This is a genomic window from Kitasatospora sp. NPDC048545, from assembly GCF_040651155.1.
Taxonomy (GTDB): Bacteria; Actinomycetota; Actinomycetes; order Streptomycetales; family Streptomycetaceae; genus Kitasatospora.
On sequence record NZ_JBEZIQ010000003.1, the window covers coordinates 12390 to 33233 of the forward strand.

Below are 20844 nucleotides of genomic sequence, written 5' to 3' on the forward strand. Positions count from 1 at the left end.
CAAGGGGCCTGTCCAGGGGCCGTGGGTCCCCATTCGAAAGGGGATCGATCCACCCTTGTCCGGGGAATTCGGGCAAATGGAAAGGATTTCCGGGTCGTAATTTTCGATCGCGTTCGGCATTCGTTCCCGTCAGGTGCGGTACTCGTCAAAGGTTGATTGACAAGTGGGTGACGCTGTCAACAGTGATGCGGTAGCCTGGCTCCCACCTCGTGAAACAAGCCATGCGGAAGCAGGTGGGACGTGAAGGCGGCTGAGGACTTCGGCCCCTGGCTGGCGCGCCAGCTCAGGAACGCAGGGAAGAGTCAGACGGACCTGGCGGAGGACCTCGGCGTGACCCGGGCCGCGGTGTCGGCCTGGATCGTGGGCCGTTCCGTGCCCCGGGACGACACCATCCGGCTGATCGCCGAGGTGCTCAAGACCGACCTGGAGACCATCCACACCCGCAGCGCCGACGCCCAACTCGGGCTGCCCGTCGGTTGGTACCACCGGCCGGCCCACGCCGACGGCGGGCGTGAGTACGGCAACGCCGCCGCGTTCGCCTTCGAAGCCGACGTCTCGGTGCTCGCCCGCGAGGCCACCCAGAACAGCCTGGACGCGCGCCTCGACCCCGTCGAGCCCGTCCGGGTCCGCTACACCCTGCACGAACTCACCGGCGAGGCCCTCGCCCGGTTCCGCGAGGCCATCGAGTGGGAGAAACTGCGCCCGCACTACGAGGCGCTGACGGCTGACGGCGGCAAGCAGAGCAAGGTGTCGCGCACGATCGCGGCCGGGCTGCGCGACATGTACCAGCACGACCGCCTGGTGCTCCTCCGTGTCGACGACTACAACGCCACCGGCCTGACCGGCGGCGACTACGAGGACGGGCTCTTCGCCGCCGTCGTCCGTCGACAACTCGACAGTCACAAGAGGGACCTGGGCGCGGGAGGCTCCTACGGCCTGGGCAAGGCCACGCTCTGGGCCACCAGCCGGCTCGGCCTGGTGCTGATCAACTCCACCCTGTCGGAACCCCACGAGGGCCGCACGGAGCGACGCCTCGTCGGCCGGCTGGACCTGCCCTGGCGCGAGGTCGACGGTCGCGCGTGTGCGGGTCCGGCCTGGTTCGGGCGTCCCGACCCGACCACCGAGGCCGCGGACGTGGTCCGGTCCTGGTGGGCCGACGAGGAGACCGTCGAGAAGCTCCACCTCACCCGTGAGAGCGCGGCCCCCGGCACCTCATTCCTCATCGTCGGCGCCCATGACGTGGCCAGCCTGGTGTCCGTCAACGGCGCCGCCGGCGAGGAGGAGAACACCGAGGACGACGACTCCGTCCACCGCATGCACGCCCGGCTCGTCGATGCGCTCGGCCTCAACTTCTGGGCTGCGATGACCGGCGGCGGGGACCACAAGCCGCACCTGGAGGCGTCCGTCCGCACGTACCGCAACGGCGAGGTGCTGATCCCCGAGGAGCACGTGGATCCGGCCGTCGCCCAGCCCTCCCGGACCCGTGCCCTGCGGGCCTTCCTGGAGGGGACCACCGTCGACCGGCTCACCGGCCCCGGCCAGGTCGCCCGAGCCGGCGTCCGGCTCAACGTGCCCCTCCACGGCGGTCAGGCGCGCGGCGGCGTGCCGCACGAGGCGGTGGTCCTGGTCACCGATGCCGAGGACGCCGACGGTCGCCCCAACCGGCTGGTTTCCATGCGGGGCAACCGCATGACCGTCAAGGACGGCGCCGTCACCAACATCCCGGTCGGCACCAACCCCTTCCAGGCCATCCTCCTCACCGGCCGCGCGGCGGGCCCCGACGCCCCCGGCGCCGAGGCCGCCGAGGAGTTCCTCCGCGCCTCGGAGCCCCCGGAGCACAACAAATGGGGTCAGACCGAGGAGTTGCGCCTCTCCTACTCGCCTTCCGCCCACCGACGCATCGCCGGCCTGACCACCGCGGCGAACACGGCCGTGCGCGACCTCGTGGCGGTACCGAAGGCCAAGCGTCGCAACGGGGGAGAGGCCAAGATCGCCGGCCGGCTCAAGGTGGGCGGCGGCGCCCCGAAGAAGCCGAGGCCGGCGGCGGCCGCGGCCCTGCCCGAACTGGACAACGTGGACGCGCTGATCGACGAGACGGGAGCCTGGTCCGTCACCGTCGACCTGCGGGTCTCGCCCGGGGTGGACACCGACCGCCCCGTCACGCCGGTCGCCAAGTTCGACGTGCGCTCCGGGCCCCGCCCGGCCGCCCCCTGGAAGGACCTGGTCGCCGTCAGCGGCTGCGAGGTCGTCGACGGGGCCCTGCAGCTGTCGCCGGGGAGTCGCAAGGCTGTCTTCCGGGGCGTCACCGACGTCTCCCGCCACCCGGTCCGGGCCCAACTGACCGGACTCGTCGTCGAACTCCGCAGCGGAAAGGGGGAGCAGGCGTGAAGGTCTACCCCTACCGGCGGCTCACCGGCAACGTGTCCTGGCGCGTCGACAGCGCCCAACTCAAGGCCGAGGGCGAGCCTTGGGAGAACCTGGAGAGCAAGTACCTCTCCACCGTCGAACGCGTCGTCGCCCTCGGTCCCGACGAGGACCGACCGGACTGGACCCTGGCCCGGCTCCGCCTCTCCGCCGGTCTCCCGGCCAAGGCGCTCGACCCGTCGGGCCCCTGGCAACACGTCAAGATCGTCGCCGTCCTGACCGAGCGGGCAACCAACACCCGTACGGCCGTGGAGTTCTCCGCAGTCTCCGAGGACGGCCGTGAGCGGACCGCCGAGTTGTACGTGTACCGCGGCGACCTCCTCGACCGGGCCTCGCTCACGGTGCACGTCGTGGCCACCGTCGACGGAGTGCCCGGTCGGGTGATCGCCACCTCGGACGCGGAGTGGTTCGTCGACGTGATCGAGGCGGTGCCCTCGCTCGCCCGCGAACTCGACGTCAAGATGGTCAGGTTCGGTTCCGGAGCCAGTCGGCTCCAGCGCTTCAAGGAGTCCCCCTGGCTGGTCGACACCACCGGTCGTTTCCCGGCCGTGCGTGTCAACACCGACTTCGAGGGACTCGGCGACCTGATGGGAGCCGACGGTGGCACCGGGCCGGAGAAGACCGTCCGGGAACTCCTCCTCGCCCAGATGTGCTCCGAGGTCTGGACGGCCGTGTTCCACTCCGCCGTCGGCGACCTGGAGGTCGAGGACGACGGCACCCCGGTGTTCCCGCACGGCTGGCAGGGCGAGGTGCTCCGGGAGATGCTCCCCGACATGTACCCCGACCGTGCGCCGGAGCAGGCGCTGCGGGAGGTCCATGCGGCGCGCACCGGATCCTCCGCCACCGGGTGGGGGGAACTCCAATCCCGGATCCACTTCGCCGCCTCCCGGCGTGCCGGCGTCCCCCGGACGCTCTCCACCACCATCCGCGACCTGGAACGCCTCACGCAGGGGGACGACGCATGACCGACCGGCCGAGCCACCTCCCCGAGCGCCTCGCCCTGCTGCCGAACGCCGAGGCGGCGGAATTCGTCACCGAGGGACTGCTCGCCGGTCGCGAGGACGTGCCGAGCATCAAGCTCAACCAGGTCACCGAACCGCTTCCGCACGGCGACCGGCGTGGTGAGCTGCTGCCCGTCCGCGACCTGGCCGAGGACGCCATGTCCTACTGCCGGCACAACGGGTTCAAGGCCACCCAGGCCGACGCCTGGCTCGCCCCGCGGCTGCACGCCTCCCTGCGGCTCACCCGCAGGGAGGCGGCCGACCCCGGCTTCTGGAACTACCTCGCGCTCGGGGTCGCCCCGGACTACGTGGTCTGGCGACACCTCGGGGAACCCAAGGACGGCAAGCCCGCCAAGGTGGCGGCCGAGCGCTTCCGCGGGCAGTACCACAAGCAGGCCTTCGCCCGGCTCTGGTGGGTGGCGGAGCTCTTCCGCGACGGCGCGGACTACGGCCCCGTGGTCACGGCCTGCGGAATCCAGGACGTCCTCAACAGCCCGTTGCGCATGTCCGTGATCAATCACCGGCCCACCGCGCAGGCGGTCGTCCGGTTGATCGCGAAGGGCGCGGTCACCACGGGCCGCGAGGTCAACGCCCTGGCCGGTGCCGTCAACGCCTCCGCCGCGACGCTGATGTACGACGTGATCGCCCCCGACCACCCCGAGCGCGACCCCCGTCCGCTGCTCGACTGGATCGAGGAGGCCGAGACCGCCCGCCAGGTGTCACGGAACGTGCTGCCCACCGGCCCCGACGAGGAACCCGCGCCGGAGCTGTCAGTAAGCGTCCTGGTGGACTACTTCGCGGACCTCTTCGCGGACGCGCCGGTCCGGGGCCGGGAGGACGTGGAGGAGGTCGAGGAGGAGGTCTGACCCTCGGGCTTCGGGCAGTCGGGGCCGCAACCCGCCGGAGCCTCACAGCCCTCGGTGCGGAGTTCCACGTACCTCGAATCGTTCCTGTCGAGTCGGCCCCAGCCCTCCCGGAGCTTCTCCTCCGGGGGGAGGGGCATGCCCAGTGCCGCCGCCAGCACGTGCATGCCGAACAGCGGGGGCACGGCATTTCCCACCTGCTGGGACTGGTCGCCGCCGTCCCAGGGGTAGTCGGGCGGGAAGGTCTGGAGGTTGCCGGCCTCGGCGATGGTCAGGCGGTCCGGGTGGAGGGGTTCGCCGTTCGGGTGCCGTCGGACGGCGTTGCGCGAGACCTTGCCGGTGACGGTGAACGACGGCTGCCTGAACGTCCGGACGCCGCGGTTCTTCGGATCGCCGCCGCTGCCGTAGTTCGACACGATCTCGAAGGGGCCCTTCCGGCTCGCGAGCACCTCCCCCATCGCGACCCACGGACGGAGCGGCGCCGGGGTCCCGTCCACCGGCAGCGCGGTCTGGGCGTCGTCGGGGCCGCCCTGCTCCGGCTTGCGCGGGTTGAAGACGTGGTGGGTCGGGGCGGGGAGCGGAGGTTCGCCGTGCCCGGCGAGCCGCGCGATCAGAATCGTGCGGCGGCGGGTCTGCGGCACACCGTAGGCCTCGGTGTGCAGGGTCTTGACCTCGGCGACCTCGTACCGGACCCTCGTCCCGTCCTCCCGGGGCAGGCCCTTCTCCAGAGCCTTCTTGTAGACGTCCCAGAGCGCCTTGACCGCAGGGACCTGCTCCAGGACGATCACGTCGAACGGGCGCCCGTCCCGGTTGGGGCAGCCGAGGGCCTTGATCGCGTACCGGAGCGGTTCGAGGACCAGCGCGGTCCGGGAGTCTCCGCCGATCTCCTCCAGTCGGTCGTCGACCTCCTGCTCGCCCGCACCGTCCACCAACGCGTGGATGAGTTCCTTGACTTTCTCCAGGGCCTTGCGGCCCGCACCGTTTCCGGCCACCGAGTAGGTCTGGCAGGGCGGACCGCCCGCCAGGACGTTCAGGTCCGAAGGGAGCTTCTCGAACCGCGTCCGTCGGACCTCGCTGACGTCCGCGTGCCACGTCCTGAGCCCGGCCGCGTAGCGGGTCTCACAGGCGTCCTTGTCCCACTCGATGCCGAGCGACCTCACGTCGAGCATCTCCGCGGCCACGTCGAGACCGCCCGGACCGGCAAAGAGGTCCAGAATGTGTGGCTTCACGGGGAAGGAGACGGCTGCGTCCGAGCTGGTCATGTGGCCAGAGTCTAGCCGGCGACAGGGGGTGCGACGTACTCGGTCGCTGCTTCCCCGGCGTTCCGCCCACGCCCCGGCCGTCGCCCGTCGACGAGGGCGGCGATCCGCTCGGCGGCTTCGGCGGCACTCTCGTGCTCCCAGACGCGGACCGGCAGCCAACCGGCCTCGGCGAGGCGGGCGTCGGTGTCCCGGTCCCGGGCCCGGTTCTTCTCGATCTTCTCCCGCCAGAATTCGGCGTTGTTCTTGGGCCACGTCGCGTGTTCCGGGCAGCCGTGCCAGAAGCAGCCGTCGACGAAGACCGCGACGCGGGCCGGACCGAACAGGATGTCGGCCTCGCGGCGCATGCCCTTGAGCGGCTTGCGGTGGACGCGGTAACGGAACCCGGCCGCGAACAGGGCGCGACGGAGGGTGACCTCGATGCCCGTGTCGTGACTGCGCTGCTTGCTCATCCGGGCGCGGATCTTCGGAGTGGTCTCCAAGGAGGGCATGACCCCATTCTGGCGCCGGGGTCCGACAGGGGCCCTGCCGGACCCGGCCCCCGTCGAGGGGCCGGGCCGGGGGTGGGTCAGGCGAGGGTGGTGACGGCGGTCTTCACCTTGTCGCCGATGGCGGCGGGGAGGGGGACGTAGCCCTTCTCGGCGATGGCCTTCTGGGAGGCGTCGCCGATGGTGTAGGCGAGGAAGGACTTGAGGGTGTCGAGGGACTCGGCCTTGTTGCCCTTGTCGCAGACGACCTCGTAGGTGACGAGGACGATCGGGTAGGCGTTGTCGGCCTTGGTGCCGTAGTCGAGGGAGAGGGCGAGGTCGCCGTCGGTGCCGACGACGGTGGAGGTGGCGAAGGTGGCGGCCGCGTTGGCGGCGGTGGCCTCGACGGGCTGGGCGGCGCCGGTCGAGATCCGGGCGCTCTTGAGGTTGTTGATCTGGGCGTAGGACAGCTCGGCGTAGCCGATGGAGTTCTTGACCTGCTTGATCTGGGCGGAGACGCCGGCGCTGCCGTTCGCGGACTGGCCGCCCTTGCCCTTCCACGCCTTGTCCGGGGCCGCGCTCCAGGCTCCGCCGGAGGTCTTGGCGAAGTAGGAGGTGAGGTTGAAGGTGGTGCCGGAGTCGTCGGAGCGGTGGACGGACTGGATGTCGGCGTCCGGCAGCTTGGCGCCCGGGTTGAGGGCGGCGATGGCCGGGTCGTTCCACTTGGTGATCTGCGAGTCGAAGATCTTGGCGGCGGTCGGGCCGTCCAGGACGAGGTTGTCGACGCCGTCGACGTTGAAGACCAGCGAGACCAGGCCGCCGACCATCGGCAGGCCGATGGCCTTGCCGCCGGTGCAGACGGCCTTGGAGGCGTCGACGTCGGCGGGCTTGAGGACGTAGTCCGTGCCGGCGAAGGCGACCTTGCCCTGGGTGAACTGCTGGATGCCCGCACCGGAGCCGCCGCCGCTGTAGTTGACGGTGGTGCCGGAGCAGGAGGTCGCGTAGGTGGTCTTCCACAGGTCCATCGCGTTGCCCTGCGCCGTGGAGCCGGCGCCGAGGAGGGTGCCGCCCTTGCCGCAGGCGACCACGGGCGCGGAGCCGTTCGCGGTGGCCGTCCCGGTCTTGTTGTCGTCGCTCCCGCAGGCGGTGAGCGACAGGGCGCCTGCCAGCGCCATCGTGCTCAGGGTGAGGGCGGCGGACCGGCGGTTGCGCTGGAGCATCTGTGGATCCCTCTCGTCGGCGTGTGCGTCTGTGGACGCGGTCTCGGTGACCTCAGCGCGAAGACCGTAGGCGGCGCGGGTGAACGCGGGTTCCGGGCACGGGTGAACCCGTGGTGAAGGGCGGGGGGTCGGGGCGGGACCCGACGGCCCCTGCCCTTATGACAACAGCATTGACGTGTTGCGCGGGCCACCTGTTTCATGGCTCGCACTTCCCGCGCGCACCGCCCCTGAGATGCGCGCGTTCCCCCACACACACGTGCACCCCCACGACCACACACGTGCACCCCCACGACCAAGGCGGTGATCCGTTGGCATCGACGGTGAAGGACACGGGCGGCGGCCCGAGAACGGACGCGAGCGGCTCAAGCGTCGTGATGCGAAAGTCGCTCGGCCTGTTGGACGGCGCGACGATCGCCGCGTCCAGCACGGCCGCCACCAGCAGTATCGGGATCGGCCTGGGCCTGATGGCCGGCGTGGTAGGCCTGCACCTGCCGGCGATCATGCTGCTGGCCTTCCTGCCCGTGCTCGCGATCGCGGGCGGCTACGGACGGCTGAACGCGGTGGAGCCGGACGCCGGCAGCAGCTACCGCTGGGTCGGGCGGATCCTCAACCCCTGGCTGGGGTTCCTCACCGGCTGGGTGAACACCGTCGGCACGGTGGTGTTCATGGCGTACACCACGACCGTCACCGGCTCGTCGATCATCCAACTGCTCGACGAGGCGCACCTGCGCAGCGTCGCGGGCCTGCGGCTGGACGCGGACTCCACCGTCCAGTGCACCCTGCTCGGCCTGGTCGTCCTGGTCGGCGCCGCGCTGGTCGCGGTGCGCGGACTGGAGACGGCCGCCCGGCTGCAGAAGGCGCTGCTGGTGTTCGAGTACGCGGTGCTGCTCGGCTTCTGCGGGTACGGGCTGTTCGCGGGTGACCAGCCGTTCTCCGCGCAGTGGTTCAACCCCTTCGACATCCCCTCCTTCGACGCCGTCGCGCAGGGCATGGTGCTGGCCGTGTTCTGCTACTGGGGCTTCGAGTCGGTGTTCAGCGTCGGTGAGGAGGTACGCGACCCGCGCGACGCCTCCCGGGGCGGCATACTCGCCCTGGTGGTGATGCTGCTGCTCTTCCTGCTGGCCGGCACCGCGTTCCAACGGGTCCTGCCGATCGACGAGTTGGCGGACAACGGCGCGCACGGACTGACCTACTTCGGCACCAGGCTCGCCCACCAGCCGCTCGCCGCACTGCCGTTGATCGCGCTGATGTTCTCCGCGGTGGCCTCGCTGCAGTCCTCGGTGATCCCGACCGCCCGCGGGATGTACGCGATGGGACGCGACCGGGTGCTCGGCCCGGTCTGGACCCGGCTGCACCCCCGGCACGCCACGCCCGCCGTCGGCACGCTGCTGATCACCGGCGTCGCCGTCGCCCTGGCCCTGGCCTCGATCGCCATCCCGACCGTCAACGACCTGATCTCGGCCGCCGTCAACGCGATCGGCGTCATCGTCGCGCTCTACTACGCGCTGACCGCCGTCGCCGCGGCCGTCCGGTTCCGCGGGCTGCTGCGCACCGACCCGGTGGAGGCGCTGCGCGCGGTGGTCGGCCCGCTGCTGGGCGCGGCGGCACTGCTCGCGGTCGGCGGCTACCTCGCCTGGACCTTCTACGACTCCACCGACCACTTCGAACTGTCCGCCGACAACGGGTGGTTCGAGCTGACGGTGGTGACGCTGATGGTCGTCACCGGGCTGCCGGCGGCGGCCTGGGCCCGCTGGCGGCGGCGCTCACCGTACTTCCTGGACGGCGCGGGGGATCCGGGCAACTCCCCGGCCGTTCAGGAGTCGTAGGGCGCACGGCGGCGGAGAAGACGACGAAAGGCCGTACGGCGAAGCACGTCGCGCCACGCGCGAGGGATCCGAGAGATCCGAGAGATCCGGCAGACACGAGTTGCACGAGAACGGAGCACCACCCATGACCCAGGCCGATCTGGTCTTCACCCGCGGCCCCGTCCACACCGGTGACGCCGCCCGGACGAGGGCGAGCAGCCTGGCCGTCGTCGGCGAGCGGATCGCCGCCGTCGGGCACGACGAGGTCCGGGAGCTGATCGGGCCGAAGACCGAGGTCGTGGACCTCACCGGCAAGCTGCTGCTGCCCGGCTTCCAGGACGCGCACATCCACGCGGTCTACGGCGGAACGGAGTTGGCGGCCTGCGACCTCACCGGGACGGTCGGCGTCGCCGACTACCTGGAGCGGATCCGGGCGTACGCGCAGGCCCATCCCGGGCAGGAGTGGATCACCGGCAGCGGGTGGTCGATGGAGAGCTTCGACGGCGGCCTGCCGACCCGCCGGCTGCTGGACTCCGTCGTCCCCGACCGGCCGGTGTACCTGACCAACCGGGACCACCACGGCGCCTGGGCCAACACCCGGGCGCTGGAACTCGCCGGCCTGACCCGGGACACCCCCGACCCGGCCGACGGACGGATCGAGCGCGAGGCCGACGGCACCCCCGGCGGCACGCTGCAGGAGGGCGCCACCGCGCTGGTCGCCCGGCTGGTGCCGCCCTCCACCACCGCCGACCGGCTGGACGGGCTGCTGCGCGCCCAGCGGCTGCTGCACTCGCTCGGCATCACCGGCTGGCAGGACGCGCTGCTCGGCGAGTTCAACGGCCAGCCGGACCCGTCCGACGCCTACCTGGCCGCGGCGCGCTCCGGCGCGCTGACCGCCCGGGTGACCGGCGCGCTCTGGTGGCAGCGTGACCGGGGCGCCGAGCAGATCGCCGAACTGGTGCGACGACGGGAGGAGTTGAGCCACGGGAGGTTCCGGGCTGGCTCGGTGAAGATCATGCAGGACGGCATCGCGGAGAACTTCACCGCCGCGATGACCAGCCCGTACCTGGACGGCTGCGGCTGCGCCACCCCCAACTCCGGCCTCAGCTTCGTCGATCCGGACGCGCTTCGCGGGTACGTCACCGAACTGGACGCGCTCGGCTTCCAGGTGCACTTCCACGCGCTCGGCGACCGGGCCGTCCGTGAGGCGCTGGACGCCGTCGAGGCCGCCCGGACCGCCAACGGGTGGCGCGGCGCCCGGCACCACCTCGCCCACCTCCAGGTGGTCCACCCGGACGACCTGGCCCGCTTCGCCCGGCTCGGCGCGATCGCCAACATCCAGCCGCTCTGGGCCGCCCACGAACCGCAGATGGACGAGCTGACCATCCCCTTCCTCGGCCCGGAACGCGCCGCCTGGCAGTACCCGTTCGGCGACCTCCAGCGCGCGGGCGCCACCCTGGCGGCGGGCAGCGACTGGCCGGTGAGCAGCCCGGACCCGCTCGCGGGCCTGCACGTGGCGGTCAACCGGATGGAGCCGGAGGCCACCGACGGCCGGGTCTTCCTGCCCGAGCAGCGGCTCGACCTGGGCTCCGCCATCGCCGCGTACACGGCCGGGTCCGCGTACGTGAACGGGCACGACGACGCGGGTGTGCTGGCGGCCGGCCGGCTCGCGGACCTGGTCGTGCTCGACCGGGACGTCCTCACCGGGCCGGCCGGGGAGATCGCGCAGGCCCGGGTGCTGCGGACCTACGTGGGCGGGGAGCTGGTGCACGCGGCGGACTGAGCCCGGCCGGGGATCCGGGGCCGGGCCGCGGCTCCGAGGCCCGGGGGTACCGGTCCGAGCCCCCGGGGTACGGGCCGGAGGCCCGGGGCGTGCCGGCCGCCGGTGGTGAGCGCACGGGGGCGCACCACCGGCGGTGCCGTGTCCGCGGGCCGGCGGTCAGCCGTCGTGAACGTCGCCCGCCGAGTCGTCCCCGCCCGCCGCGTGGCTCCTTCCCGCCGCGTCGTGCGAGGCCGCCCGGAGACGGGCCTCGGCCGCGTCGAGGAGGAGGTCCAGGGCGTACGGGTAGCCGCTGCGGCGCATGTCGCCGGTGAGCAGTTCGGCGGTCGCGGCGATGTGCGGGTGGGTGGTGGCGTCGAGCCGGGCGTAGGAGGCCTGCCAGACCTGGAGGTCGGCGGCCGCGGCGGGTGCCGGGAGGGCGAGCGCGGCGGCGTCCAGGGCGGCGAAGCCGAGGCTCTGGTCGACGAAGGCGTGGTAGACGCGGACGGCCTCCGGGTCCGGGAAGCCGGCGGTGCGCAGGATGCCGAGGATGGTCTCGACGGCGGCGGTCTCGTGGGCGCGGCCGGTGGTGCGGTGGGCGGCGAGCAGGGCGGCCTGCGGGTGGGCCTGGTAGGCGGCGTGGATGCGCAGGCCGATGGCGCGCAGGTCGGCGCGCCAGTCACCGGTGGGCTGCCAGCCGTGCTGGGCCTGGCCGATGAGGTCGTCGGCGACGGCGAGCAGCAGGTCGTCGGTGCTGTGGAAGTAGCGGTAGACCGCGCTCGGGTCGGCGCCGAGCGCGGCGCCGAGGCGCCGTACGGTGAGCGCGTCGGCGCCGTGCTGTCCGATCAGCCGGATCGCGGTGTCGACGATCAGCTCGGCGGAGAGGACGACGCCCTGTTTGGTGGGGCGCCGGCGCCTCCGCTGCGGTTCGGGGATCACGCGGTCGGTCATGCCCGCAGGCTATGTCAACGGCGTTGACGGAGAGAAGGGGCGAGGCGGGACGAGGTGGGCAGGGGAGGCGTGGGGTGGGGTGCGGAGTGCGGCGGTCCAGGACCCGGTCAGACCACCCGCCGCAGCCAGCTGTACCGGTCCTCGGCGCGCCCGTACTGGATGTCCAGCAGGTGCCCGCGGATGTCGAGGGTGTACTTGCCGGGCGCACCGCCGCCGACGGTGAACTCGAAGCCCTCGCCCTTCAGCGCGACGATCGGGGTGATCACCGCCGCGGTGCCGGCCGCGAACACCTCGGTGACGCTGCCGTCGGCGGCGCCGGCGCGCAACTCGGCGAAGGTGACGGCGCGTTCGACCCGTGTCAGGCCGAACTCGGCGGCGAGGGCCAGGATCGAGTCCCGGGTGACGCCGTCGAGGATGGTGCCGAGCCCGGGGGTGACCAGCTCGCCGCCCGAGGTGACCAGGCACAGGTTCATCGTGCCGGACTCCTCCAGGTCACCCTTGCCGCCGGTGTCGTCCAGGAACAGCACCTGGTCGCAGCCGTGCTCCCGCGCCTCGATCTGCGCGGCCAGGCTGGAGGCGTAGTTGCCGCCGCACTTGGCCGCGCCCGTGCCGCCCCGCCCGGCGCGGGTGTACCGGCTGCTGACCCACAGCGTGATGCCGGTGACCCCGCCGGGGAAGTACGGCCCGGCCGGGCTCGCGATGACCGAGTAGACGACCTCCTCGGCGGGCCGTACCCCGAGGAAGGCCTCCGAGGCGAACATGTACGGCCGCAGGTAGAGGCTCGCCTCGCCCCCGGCGCCCGGCACCCACGCCTCGTCCGCGCGGACCAGTTCCTCGACGCTCGCGAGGAAGTCCTCCTCCGGCAGCACGGGCAGCGCGAGCCGCTCCGCGGAGCGGGCGAAGCGGCGGGCGTTGAACTCGGGCCGGAACAGCCGGACGCCGCCGTCGGTGTGCCGGTAGGCCTTCAGGCCCTCGAAGATCTCCTGCGCGTAGTGCAGCACCGACGCGCTCGGGTGCAGCGAGAACGGCGCCAGCGGCCCGACCCGGCGGTCGTGCCAGCCCTCGGCCGTCGTCCAGGCGGCGGTGGCCATGTGGTCGGTGAAGTGCTTGCCGAAGCCCGGCGCGGCGAGGACGGCGCGTCGCTCCGCCTCCGGTACGGGGGTGGTCGTCCGGACCAGCGGGAATGCGGGACGCATCGTCAACTCCTCGGCACCGAAGCGGAATCTGCCCGATCGGGCGCCGGTTGCCGACGCCTCGCCCGTCATGCTAACGGCCGTCAGCCGGACGGGATACGGGACGTGGGGGTCCCCTGGGGCTGCGCCCGGGCCCGTTCCGGTCGCGGTGAGCGTGATGCCGAGGGTGACGCCGAGGGCGAGGCGGCCGGGACGAACCGGGCACGGCGAACGGACACGGAGGTTCCCCCGTAGCGGTGGCGGGTGGATCACCTCTCCTGCCAGGGGCGGGACTTCCCGGTCGTGAAGGGGTACGCGATCGAGGTCGAGGGCGTGCCCCGCACCGTCCGCACGGTCGCCGTACCGCGGAGCCTCCAGGACGAGTACCGGGTGGCGGTCCGGCGGGACGGCGCGGCGGCCGAGGAGCGTCTGACGCTGGAGATGGACGGGGTGGACGCCGCCGTGCAGTGCTGAGCGGCCGACGGCGGACGCGGCGGTTCCCCAAGGGATCCCCTCGATCCTGTGATCGTTCCGGGTAGATCGGGCGGGTTGTGCGACCACCCTTCCAAGCCGGTGTTCAGGCCGGGGGCGGGCGGCAGAACTGCCGCTAGGCTGACCGCCGCTCCACGGAGGAACGGCCGGGGGCCGACCGGCGACCGGGCGGCCGGAGACGGACGACCGACCAACGGCCGACCAACGACCGGGCGACGACCGGGAATCGGGGGAGACGCATGAGCGGCAACGGCAGTGGCAACGGCAGTGGAAGTGGCGGCAGCGGTGCCGGGGCAGGGTTCAGCGCCCATCCGGACAAGCTCGGGGACGCGGGCGACCAGCTGGTGACGGCGAGCACCGACGTGGGATCGGTCAAGGACACGCTCGGCAAGCTGGGCATGTCCGGCGAGGGCACCTTCGGCGAGTACGGCGCGGGGGACGCGGCGAAGGCGTTCTGGCAGGCCTGGCAGGACGAGTTGGGCGTGAACGTCGACGCGCTGAAGGACCTCGGCGGCCGGGTGCACATCACCGTGGCCAACTACACCGGCACCGACCACGTCGTCGGTGAGCAGTACCAGCAGCAGGGGGCGTGACGGTGCCCGACCACAGCCCGAACCCGCTCGGCCCGTTCGGCATCGACCTGGGCAACCAGCGGGAGCAGGCCGAGCGGCTCAAGAAGACCATCGACGAGTCCCACGGCATGTGGGGCGCCGGAGACCTCAAGTACGCCGTCCACGACGCCCTGCAGCTGCCGGCGCCCAAGGGGGACCCGGGCAAGCTCGGCGAGTTCGCCGCCGCGTACAACACGGCGAACAGTCAGCTGGACATCATCCAGATGAAGGTGGCGCGGGTCGGCGCCGAACACCTGCCGGACGCCTGGACCGGACAGGTCGGGGAGAAGGCGGCCGAGGTCGTCAAGGCCTCCGCCGACGACCTGACGCGCTGCCGAGACGTGCTGGGCAAGGGTCGGGACCAGTTGAACGCGCTGGCCTCCGCGCTGAGCGAGGCGCAGACCCTGCACGGGCAGGGCCACGCGCCGCTGAGCGAGGCGTTGAAGCTGTTGCACGACATCACGGTCTCGGGCGCGCCGGACCCGTTCAACTGGGACGACGACACGATGCACACCGCCCACGCCAAGGCGAAGGACGGCATCAAGTCGATCTACGACGCGGCGGTGAAGGCCGAGGACGCCGGGCGCGCCGCCGCCCGTGAACTGAACGCGTTGGCGGACAAGGCGCTGGCCGCCCGCTTCAGGAACAAGGGCCTCGGCGCGGCCGACAAGCTGGTCGTCGCGGACGCGGCGGTCGCCGGCAGCGACCAGTTCGGGACCATCCTCACGGCCAACGACGTGACCAGGGCCGGCCAGTTCATGGACGGCATGAGCGACGCCGACCGGACCCGCTTCGACCAGCTGCTGGCCGGCAGCAAGTCCCCCGAGGAACGCGCCTACCTGATGAAGGCGCTGGCCGCCGGACACGGCTACGACGAGATCAAGGCCTTCGACGACCGGATCCACGAGCACGGCGGCGACCCGGCCTGGCTGGCCCAGCGCCTCTCCCCGGTGCAGATCGACTCCTCCTCCGGCAACCAGGCCGACACCGCCTACCAGGGCGTGGCGTGGAACCAGGGCGACAAACCGACCTGCGTGGCCGGCTCGACCGTCACCGCCCGGGCGATGGTCGACCCGCTCTACTCCCTCCAGCTCACCACCGGCGGGCACCCGGGCGACCCGGCGTACGACAACGGCAAGGCCGCGTACGACCGCTGGCTCAAGGAGACCGACCGCGTCTACGACTCCAAGAACTGGTGGAACGAGTGGCAGGACGGGATGAGCGACGGGGAGTCCAAGGACGCTGCCGACGACGAGATCGGCAAGCACACCGGGGCCGGCTACCACACCGTCGACCTGGAGGGCCCCGAGCAGCGCAAGGACGTGCTGGCCCGGGTCGAGTCGGCGGTGGACCAGGGCAAGCCGGTGCCGATCGGGGTCAAGGAGGACACCTGGTTCCGTCCGGACGGCCACCAGATGATGATCATCGGGCACCGCGGCGACCAGCTGGAGATCTACAACCCCTGGGGCTACACCGTCTGGGTCAGCGAGAGCGACTTCGTCAACAACCACATGGAGGGCGCGGCGCAGGGCGGCAACATGCCGATCGCCGACCACGTCCAGATGCCCGAGTGAGGCCGTAGGTGAGCACGTGAGCACTACCCCCCGACCGACCCCGCAGCCCATGAGCGACGCCCGGCTGGCCGAGCTGGACGTCGAGGTCCTGCTGCGCTTCGGACTGCCGGCCCCCGGCCCGCACCGCGCCGCGCTGTTCGGCGACGGCGCGGTGGCCGCCGCGATCACCGTCGACCGGCTCGGCGCCCTGCCGCGCGCCCTGGTCTTCCTCGGCGAGGTGGTCCGCTCCGGCGGCACCCGCCACGCCGCCGCGCTCACCGAACCGCTGCCCGGCCCGGCGGCCGCCGTGGCGCGCGGCTGGCTGGAGGCGGCCTCGATGGTCGCCGGGGACGTGACCGGGGACCTGCTGGTCGCCCGATGGCTGGACGCGGTCGCCGCCGTCCTGGCGCTGCGGGTCACCCACCGGGAGGCGAGCGCGTGACGTGGCGCCGGATCCTGATCGCGTCGGTCGCCGTGCTGGCCGTCGCGGGCGTGGCGGGCGCGGTGGTGGTGCACCGGATGACCACCGGCAAGCTCGACCACGGCACGGTCTTCGCCCAGACCTCCGGTGAACTGGGCGTCAGGCCGGGCGAGTTGTTCTCCGTCGAGGTCAGCGCACACCGGGTGACCGGGCAGGTCTGGACCGTGGCCGACCCGGACCCGTCGGCCGGCTCGTCCGTCGGCTCGTCGGCCGGTACGTCGGCCGGTACGTCGGCCGGTACGTCCGCCGGCTCGTCGACGGGAGGTGCCTCCGTGCGGGCCGTGGGCGACGAGTACGTCAAGAACGTCGGTCTCGGGGACCTGGTCGGCGCCACCGGCTCGGCGGGCTCCGGCGGCCGCTACTACTTCGTCTTCCGCGCCGGCCCCGATCCGGGCCGCACCACCATCACCCTGCACAACCCCAACCACACCGGCCGCCCCGGGAGTTCCGACCAGGACGAGCGGCGCTTCACGGTCGACGTGCGCTGACCGGGCGGCGGGGAGACCGAGGCACCCGGTCGGCGGTAGGGGGCCCGGAGGGAGCGCGTCAGGGAGCGACCGCCGTGCAGCCCGCACCCTTCCGGCCGGGGTGGGTCCAGACCCACCCCGGCCGGGGGCGCAGGTGGACTATCCGGGCGTCCGTGCCCGCCTACTGTCGATCCTGTGCCGCCGGGACAGCGCGGCGGGGCTCGACCAGGAGATGGGACGTGCGGGCGACGGGGCGCGCAGCGCGGGGGAGCGGGTGTCCGGTGGGGGTGACGGGTCGTGCGGAACGGGCCGTGTGCGGGCGAGCGCGGGGGGTGTGCGCGCCGGAAGCCGGAAGTCGGGGGGGGCCGACGGCCCGCGTACGACGGGGGCCGGGGTGGGGGCCGGGCGGCGTCGGTACGATCGGTGTATGGGTGGTGCGGACGAAGAAGCCTGGGACTCCGAGGCGGCGGAGCGGGCGGTGGCGGTGCTGAAGGCGGTCGCCGATCCGTCCCGGTACCGGCTGTTGTGGGCGTTGAGCCGGCGGGAGGCGCCGGTGAGCGAGCTGGCCGAACTGCTGGGCGCGCACGTGGCGGCGACCTCGCAGCACCTGGCGAAGCTGCGGGCGGCGGGGCTGGTGGTGGCGCGCCGGGAGGGGACGCGGATCTTCTACCGGGCCGCCGAGGTGCGCGGCCTGCTCACCGAGGCCGCCCTGATCGCCAACGACCTGCCTTCCCGCCGCGACGGTGGCGACGGCGGCGCGGCCCCGGCCGGGGCGACCGCCCCGCAGCCCTTCGCCCGCGCCGTCCGGGCGGTGCGTCGCCGCCCCGCGACCGGCCAGGCCGGGTGAGCCCTCAGCGGGCCGGGTCCGACCGGTGGTCCGACCGGTACTCCTGCCGGTCCGCGTCGTACGTGAAGAGTCCGGCGTAGCGCCCCCAGTCGGTCGCGGTCTCCAGCTGCCGGTCGGTCCGGTCGCCGGTGTAGTGGCGGGCGAGCAGGTCGCGGAGGAAGCCCGCGCGGACGGTCGCGCCGGGCCGGTCACCGAGGCTGTTGACGATCAGTCTGATCAGCGGGACGCCGAGGGCGGCGCCGGCGAAGACCGCGCGGGCGTCCTGGGCGTCGGCGCCGGCGAACGCGGCACCGTCCGGGGTGAGGACCAGGTCGTCGCCGTGGAGGGCGGCCAGGCCGAGCAGGTCGAGGGCGTCGACCTGGGGGAGCAGATCGTCGATGTCGAGGCCGAGTTCGTCGGCGAGGTCGACGAGGTCGCAGCACCCGCCCCGGTGGGCGATCGTCGCGGCGAGTCCGGAGAGACCGTCGACCGTGGCCGTGGGAAGCGGGGTGGTGGCGACCGTCGGGCGCTCCGGGCGGAGGACGTCGTCGTCGGGTCGGGCCCCCTCCGGTGCGCCGTCGTCGGGTCGGGCTCCGCCCGGTGCGCCGCCGTTCCACCCGACGGGCCCGGAACGGTCGTTCGAACGGGGGTCCTTGGGGCGGCCGGTCATGATCCGGTAGACCCGGTCGACCAGGTCGTCGAAGGCGGCGCAGTCGCGGTCGCGCGGCCGTTCCAGACCGACCTCGACGGTCTCCCGGATGGTGCCGTGCGGGCGGGTGCCGAGGACGACGACGCGGTCGGCCATCAGCACCGCCTCCTCGATGTCGTGGGTGACCAGGACGACGGCCCGGGTCGGGAACTGGCCGGAGTCCCACAGTTCCAGCAGCTCGCCGCGCAGGTGCTCGGCGGTGAGGACGTCGAGCGCGGAGAACGGCTCGTCCATCAGCAGCACGTCGGGTTCGACGACCAGCGCCCGGGCGAAGCCCACCCGTTGGCGCATGCCGCCGGAGAGCTCGCGGGGGTAGGCGGACTCGAAGCCGGTCAGGCCGATCAGGTCGATGGCCTGGGCGGCGGCCCGGGCGCGTTCGCGGGGTGCCACCCCGCGCGCCTCCAGGCCGAGCTCGACGTTCTGCCGGACGGTCAGCCAGGGCAGCAGGGCGAAGGTCTGGAAGACCAGCGCGGTGCCGGGGTTGGCACCGGTGAGCGGGGTGCCGCGGTAACGAACGGTGCCGGTGCCGGGCGGGAGGAGCCCGGCCAGGCAGCGCAGCAGGGTGGACTTCCCGGAGCCGGAGCGGCCGAGCAGCGCGACGATCTCGCCGGACCGGACGGTGAGGTCGATGCCGGAGAGCACGGGCAACTCACCGTCGGCCCCGGCGTAGGCCTTGGTCAGCCCGACGGTCTCCAGCAGGACCTCGTCCTGCCCGGGGGGCGGGGCGGGAACGGCCCGGTGGTCCGTCGAGGCGGCGGCGCGGAAGAAGGGGAGGCGCATCGGCGGGGTCTCCGGGACTAGAGCGAGTAGCGGCGCTCGGCCAGCCGGTACAGCCGGCGCCAGAACAGGCGGTTGAGGGCGACGACGTACAGGCTCATCACCGCCACGCCGGCGAGCAGGTGCGGGTGGTCGCCGCGTTCGGTGGCCCGGGCGATGTACGCGCCGAGGCCGGTGGCGGTGAGCGTGGTGCCGCCGAAGGTGACCACCTCGGAGACGATGGAGGCGTTCCAGGCGCCGCCGGAGGCGGTGATGCCGCCGGTGACGTACGCCGGGAAGACACCGGGGATGATCAGCCGGCGCCAGCGCTGCCAGCCGCGCACGCCGAGGTCGTCCATGGCCTCGCGCAGGTCGGTGGGGATGGCCATTGCGCCGGCGATGGCGTTGAACAGGACGTACCACTGGGCGCCGAGCGCCATCAGCAGGATGCCGCCGACGTCGATCGACAGACCGGTGCGCAGCAGCAGCCAGACCGCCAGCGGGAAGAGGAAGTTGGCCGGGAAGCTCGCCAGCACCTGGACGACGGGCTGGGCGATCCTGGTCAGCCGGGGCGAGAAGCCGATCCGCACTCCGACCGGCACCCAGACGACGGTGGCCACCGCGACCAGGACGATGACCCGGGCCAGGGTGGCCAGGCCGAGCAGCAGCGGTTCGCCGAACACGCCGAGGCCGGTGCGGTCGGCGAGGTAGCGGCCGAGGTCGACCAGGCCCCAGAGCACGATGCCGCCCGCGACGACGGCGAAGACCACGTCGCCGGCCCGCTGCCGTGCGGGGTGGGGGAGGTGACGGGGGCGGTGGCCGGGGTGGCCTGGGTGGCCGTTGTGGCCGGGAACGTCGGGGCCGGGACTGCCGGGGTGGGCGGGTCGGCCCGACCGCGGGCCGCGGCCGGTGCCGGACAGCCGGCCGGCCCGGCCGAGCGCCCGCCCGACCGGGCGCAGCACCCGGCCGAGCAGGGCGGGCAGGTGCGAGCGGCGCAGCAGGTCGATGACGACGGAGCGCTGGACCGAGGAGGCCTCGGACTGCTCGTTGCGGAACCGTTCGGCCCAGGCGGTCAGCGGCCGCCAGAAGAGGAAGTTGACGCCCACCACCAGCACGACCATGGTGGCGATCGCCCAGCCGACCCGGCCGAGGTCCCCGGCGGCGATCGCCGCGCCCGCGTACGAGCCGACCCCGGGCAGCGCGTACCGCTGGTCGTCGACGCTGATCGCCTCCGACGCGACCAGGAAGAACCAGCCGCCGCCAAAGCTCAGCATGCCGTTCCAGACCAGGCCGATCATGCCCGAGGGCAGCTCGACCCGCCAGAAGCGCATCCACCGGCTGAACCCGAACGAGCGCGACAGTTCGTCGAGTTCACGCGGCAGGGAGACCAGCGAGTGGTAGAAGGCGAAGGTCATGTTCCACGCCTGGGACGTGAAGATGGCGAACACGGCGGCGCATTCGAGGCCCACCATCGAGCCGGGGAACAGGGCGAGGAAGCCGGTCACCGCGACGGTCAGGAAGGCGAGCACCGGCACCGACTGGAGGATGTCCAGCGCCGGGATCAGCACGCGTTCCAGGCGGCGGCTGCGGGCGGCGGCGTAGGCGTAGCCGAAGGTGAAGACGACCGAGACGGCGAGTGCGGCGAACATCCGCAGCAGTGTGCGGGCCGCGTCGTACGGCAGCCGGGCCGGGTCGGTGTCGACGACGGCGTCCCGGGCGGTGGAGAACCGGACGGTGGTGTCCCCGCCGAGCCGCAGCCCGGCGTACAGCAGGACCAGGACGGCGGCCGCGACGACCAGGTCCACCCACACGCCCCGGCCGAGGCGGCCGGTCGTGCGGGGGCTGGGCAGCGGCCCCCAGGACAGGATCCGGGACAGGACCGGGGCCGTATCCGGGGACCTGCCCGCAGGCCGGACCGGGTCCGTGCCCGGATTCGTGCCCGGGGCGGGCTTCGGCAGGGTCATGGCGGTACCTCCGGCGCAAACCCCGGCAGTCTGCTCCGTTCGTACGTCTGTGTGCAAATGGACC

18 protein-coding genes are annotated in these 20844 nt (G+C 72.9%); 11 read left to right on the forward strand and 7 right to left on the reverse strand.

The window, feature by feature from the left end; genetic code table 11:
• The first annotated feature begins 240 nt into the window (after positions 1 to 240).
• From AB0D10_RS03780 to AB0D10_RS03790, 3 genes are read left to right on the forward strand one after another with little or no spacing between them, the layout of a single operon-like run.
• Positions 241 to 2388 carry a helix-turn-helix transcriptional regulator gene (locus AB0D10_RS03780; protein WP_360250727.1) on the forward strand — a complete coding sequence of 716 codons (2148 nt, stop codon included), beginning with the start codon at positions 241 to 243 and terminating at the stop codon, positions 2386 to 2388.
• The gene (locus tag AB0D10_RS03785) at positions 2385 to 3389 is read left to right on the forward strand and encodes a hypothetical protein (protein WP_360250730.1); all 1005 of its coding nucleotides are present in this window, start codon (positions 2385 to 2387) and stop codon (positions 3387 to 3389) included. Before AB0D10_RS03780 ends, AB0D10_RS03785 begins: the two co-directional genes overlap by 4 nt.
• A complete protein-coding gene (locus tag AB0D10_RS03790) occupies positions 3386 to 4291 on the forward strand; it encodes a DUF6339 family protein (protein ID WP_360250733.1) in 906 nt (301 codons plus the stop codon). Before AB0D10_RS03785 ends, AB0D10_RS03790 begins: the two co-directional genes overlap by 4 nt.
• Here the strand turns inward: AB0D10_RS03790 and AB0D10_RS03795 are convergent.
• The 3 genes from AB0D10_RS03795 to pstS all read right to left on the reverse strand — a co-directional run bounded on the left by AB0D10_RS03795 (position 4216) and on the right by pstS (position 7234).
• Entirely contained in the window at positions 4216 to 5550 is a 1335-nt protein-coding gene (locus tag AB0D10_RS03795; RefSeq protein WP_360250736.1) for a DNA cytosine methyltransferase, read from the reverse strand. The genes AB0D10_RS03790 and AB0D10_RS03795 overlap by 76 nt on opposite strands.
• A gap of 11 nt (positions 5551 to 5561) precedes the next feature.
• Positions 5562 to 6038, reverse strand: a complete 477-nt coding sequence (locus AB0D10_RS03800) for a very short patch repair endonuclease (protein ID WP_360250739.1) — start codon at positions 6036 to 6038, stop codon at positions 5562 to 5564.
• A gap of 77 nt (positions 6039 to 6115) precedes the next feature.
• Positions 6116 to 7234: a phosphate ABC transporter substrate-binding protein PstS gene (gene pstS, locus AB0D10_RS03805; RefSeq protein WP_360250742.1), complete on the reverse strand. Its 1119-nt coding sequence runs from the start codon at positions 7232 to 7234 to the stop codon at positions 6116 to 6118.
• A 374-nt stretch (positions 7235 to 7608) separates the two neighbouring features.
• On the opposite strand from pstS, the gene AB0D10_RS03810 reads away from it, so the two are divergent.
• Complete coding sequence (locus AB0D10_RS03810) at positions 7609 to 9060, forward strand: APC family permease (protein WP_360250745.1); 1452 nt, start codon at positions 7609 to 7611, stop codon at positions 9058 to 9060.
• A gap of 124 nt (positions 9061 to 9184) precedes the next feature.
• The gene (locus AB0D10_RS03815) at positions 9185 to 10822 is read left to right on the forward strand and encodes an amidohydrolase (protein WP_360250748.1); all 1638 of its coding nucleotides are present in this window, start codon (positions 9185 to 9187) and stop codon (positions 10820 to 10822) included.
• Between the two features lie 156 nt (positions 10823 to 10978).
• Here the strand turns inward: AB0D10_RS03815 and AB0D10_RS03820 are convergent, their stop codons facing one another.
• Both AB0D10_RS03820 and AB0D10_RS03825 read right to left on the reverse strand, forming a co-directional pair.
• Entirely contained in the window at positions 10979 to 11749 is a 771-nt protein-coding gene (locus AB0D10_RS03820; protein ID WP_360250751.1) for a TetR/AcrR family transcriptional regulator, read from the reverse strand.
• Between the two features lie 107 nt (positions 11750 to 11856).
• Positions 11857 to 12945, reverse strand: coding sequence for a branched-chain amino acid aminotransferase (locus AB0D10_RS03825; RefSeq protein ID WP_360250754.1), 1089 nt, complete (start codon positions 12943 to 12945; stop codon positions 11857 to 11859).
• A 240-nt stretch (positions 12946 to 13185) separates the two neighbouring features.
• On the opposite strand from AB0D10_RS03825, the gene AB0D10_RS03830 reads away from it, so the two are divergent.
• The 6 genes from AB0D10_RS03830 to AB0D10_RS03855 all read left to right on the forward strand — a co-directional run bounded on the left by AB0D10_RS03830 (position 13186) and on the right by AB0D10_RS03855 (position 17372).
• Positions 13186 to 13395: a hypothetical protein gene (locus tag AB0D10_RS03830; RefSeq protein WP_360250757.1), complete on the forward strand. Its 210-nt coding sequence runs from the start codon at positions 13186 to 13188 to the stop codon at positions 13393 to 13395.
• A 257-nt stretch (positions 13396 to 13652) separates the two neighbouring features.
• A complete protein-coding gene (locus AB0D10_RS03835; protein ID WP_360250760.1) occupies positions 13653 to 14006 on the forward strand; it encodes a hypothetical protein in 354 nt (117 codons plus the stop codon).
• Positions 14007 to 14008: 2 nt separating this feature from the next.
• Positions 14009 to 15598, forward strand: coding sequence for a peptidoglycan-binding protein (locus tag AB0D10_RS03840; RefSeq protein WP_360250763.1), 1590 nt, complete (start codon positions 14009 to 14011; stop codon positions 15596 to 15598).
• 16 nt (positions 15599 to 15614) lie between these two features.
• Positions 15615 to 16019 (forward strand): hypothetical protein, encoded by a 405-nt coding sequence (locus AB0D10_RS03845; protein WP_360250766.1) that lies wholly within the window; start codon positions 15615 to 15617, stop codon positions 16017 to 16019.
• A complete protein-coding gene (locus AB0D10_RS03850) occupies positions 16016 to 16546 on the forward strand; it encodes a hypothetical protein (protein ID WP_360250769.1) in 531 nt (176 codons plus the stop codon). The genes AB0D10_RS03845 and AB0D10_RS03850 overlap by 4 nt, the downstream gene beginning before the upstream one ends.
• Positions 16547 to 16952: 406 nt before the next feature.
• Positions 16953 to 17372 carry a metalloregulator ArsR/SmtB family transcription factor gene (locus AB0D10_RS03855; RefSeq protein ID WP_360250772.1) on the forward strand — a complete coding sequence of 140 codons (420 nt, stop codon included), beginning with the start codon at positions 16953 to 16955 and terminating at the stop codon, positions 17370 to 17372.
• A gap of 4 nt (positions 17373 to 17376) precedes the next feature.
• On the opposite strand, the gene AB0D10_RS03860 is transcribed toward AB0D10_RS03855, so the two are convergent.
• Together AB0D10_RS03860 and AB0D10_RS03865 are read right to left on the reverse strand one after the other, a co-directional pair.
• Positions 17377 to 18840, reverse strand: a complete 1464-nt coding sequence (locus tag AB0D10_RS03860; protein WP_360250775.1) for a nitrate/sulfonate/bicarbonate ABC transporter ATP-binding protein — start codon at positions 18838 to 18840, stop codon at positions 17377 to 17379.
• Between the two features lie 17 nt (positions 18841 to 18857).
• Positions 18858 to 20780: an ABC transporter permease subunit gene (locus AB0D10_RS03865; protein WP_360250778.1), complete on the reverse strand. Its 1923-nt coding sequence runs from the start codon at positions 20778 to 20780 to the stop codon at positions 18858 to 18860.
• Between the last annotated feature and the right edge of the window lie 64 nt (positions 20781 to 20844).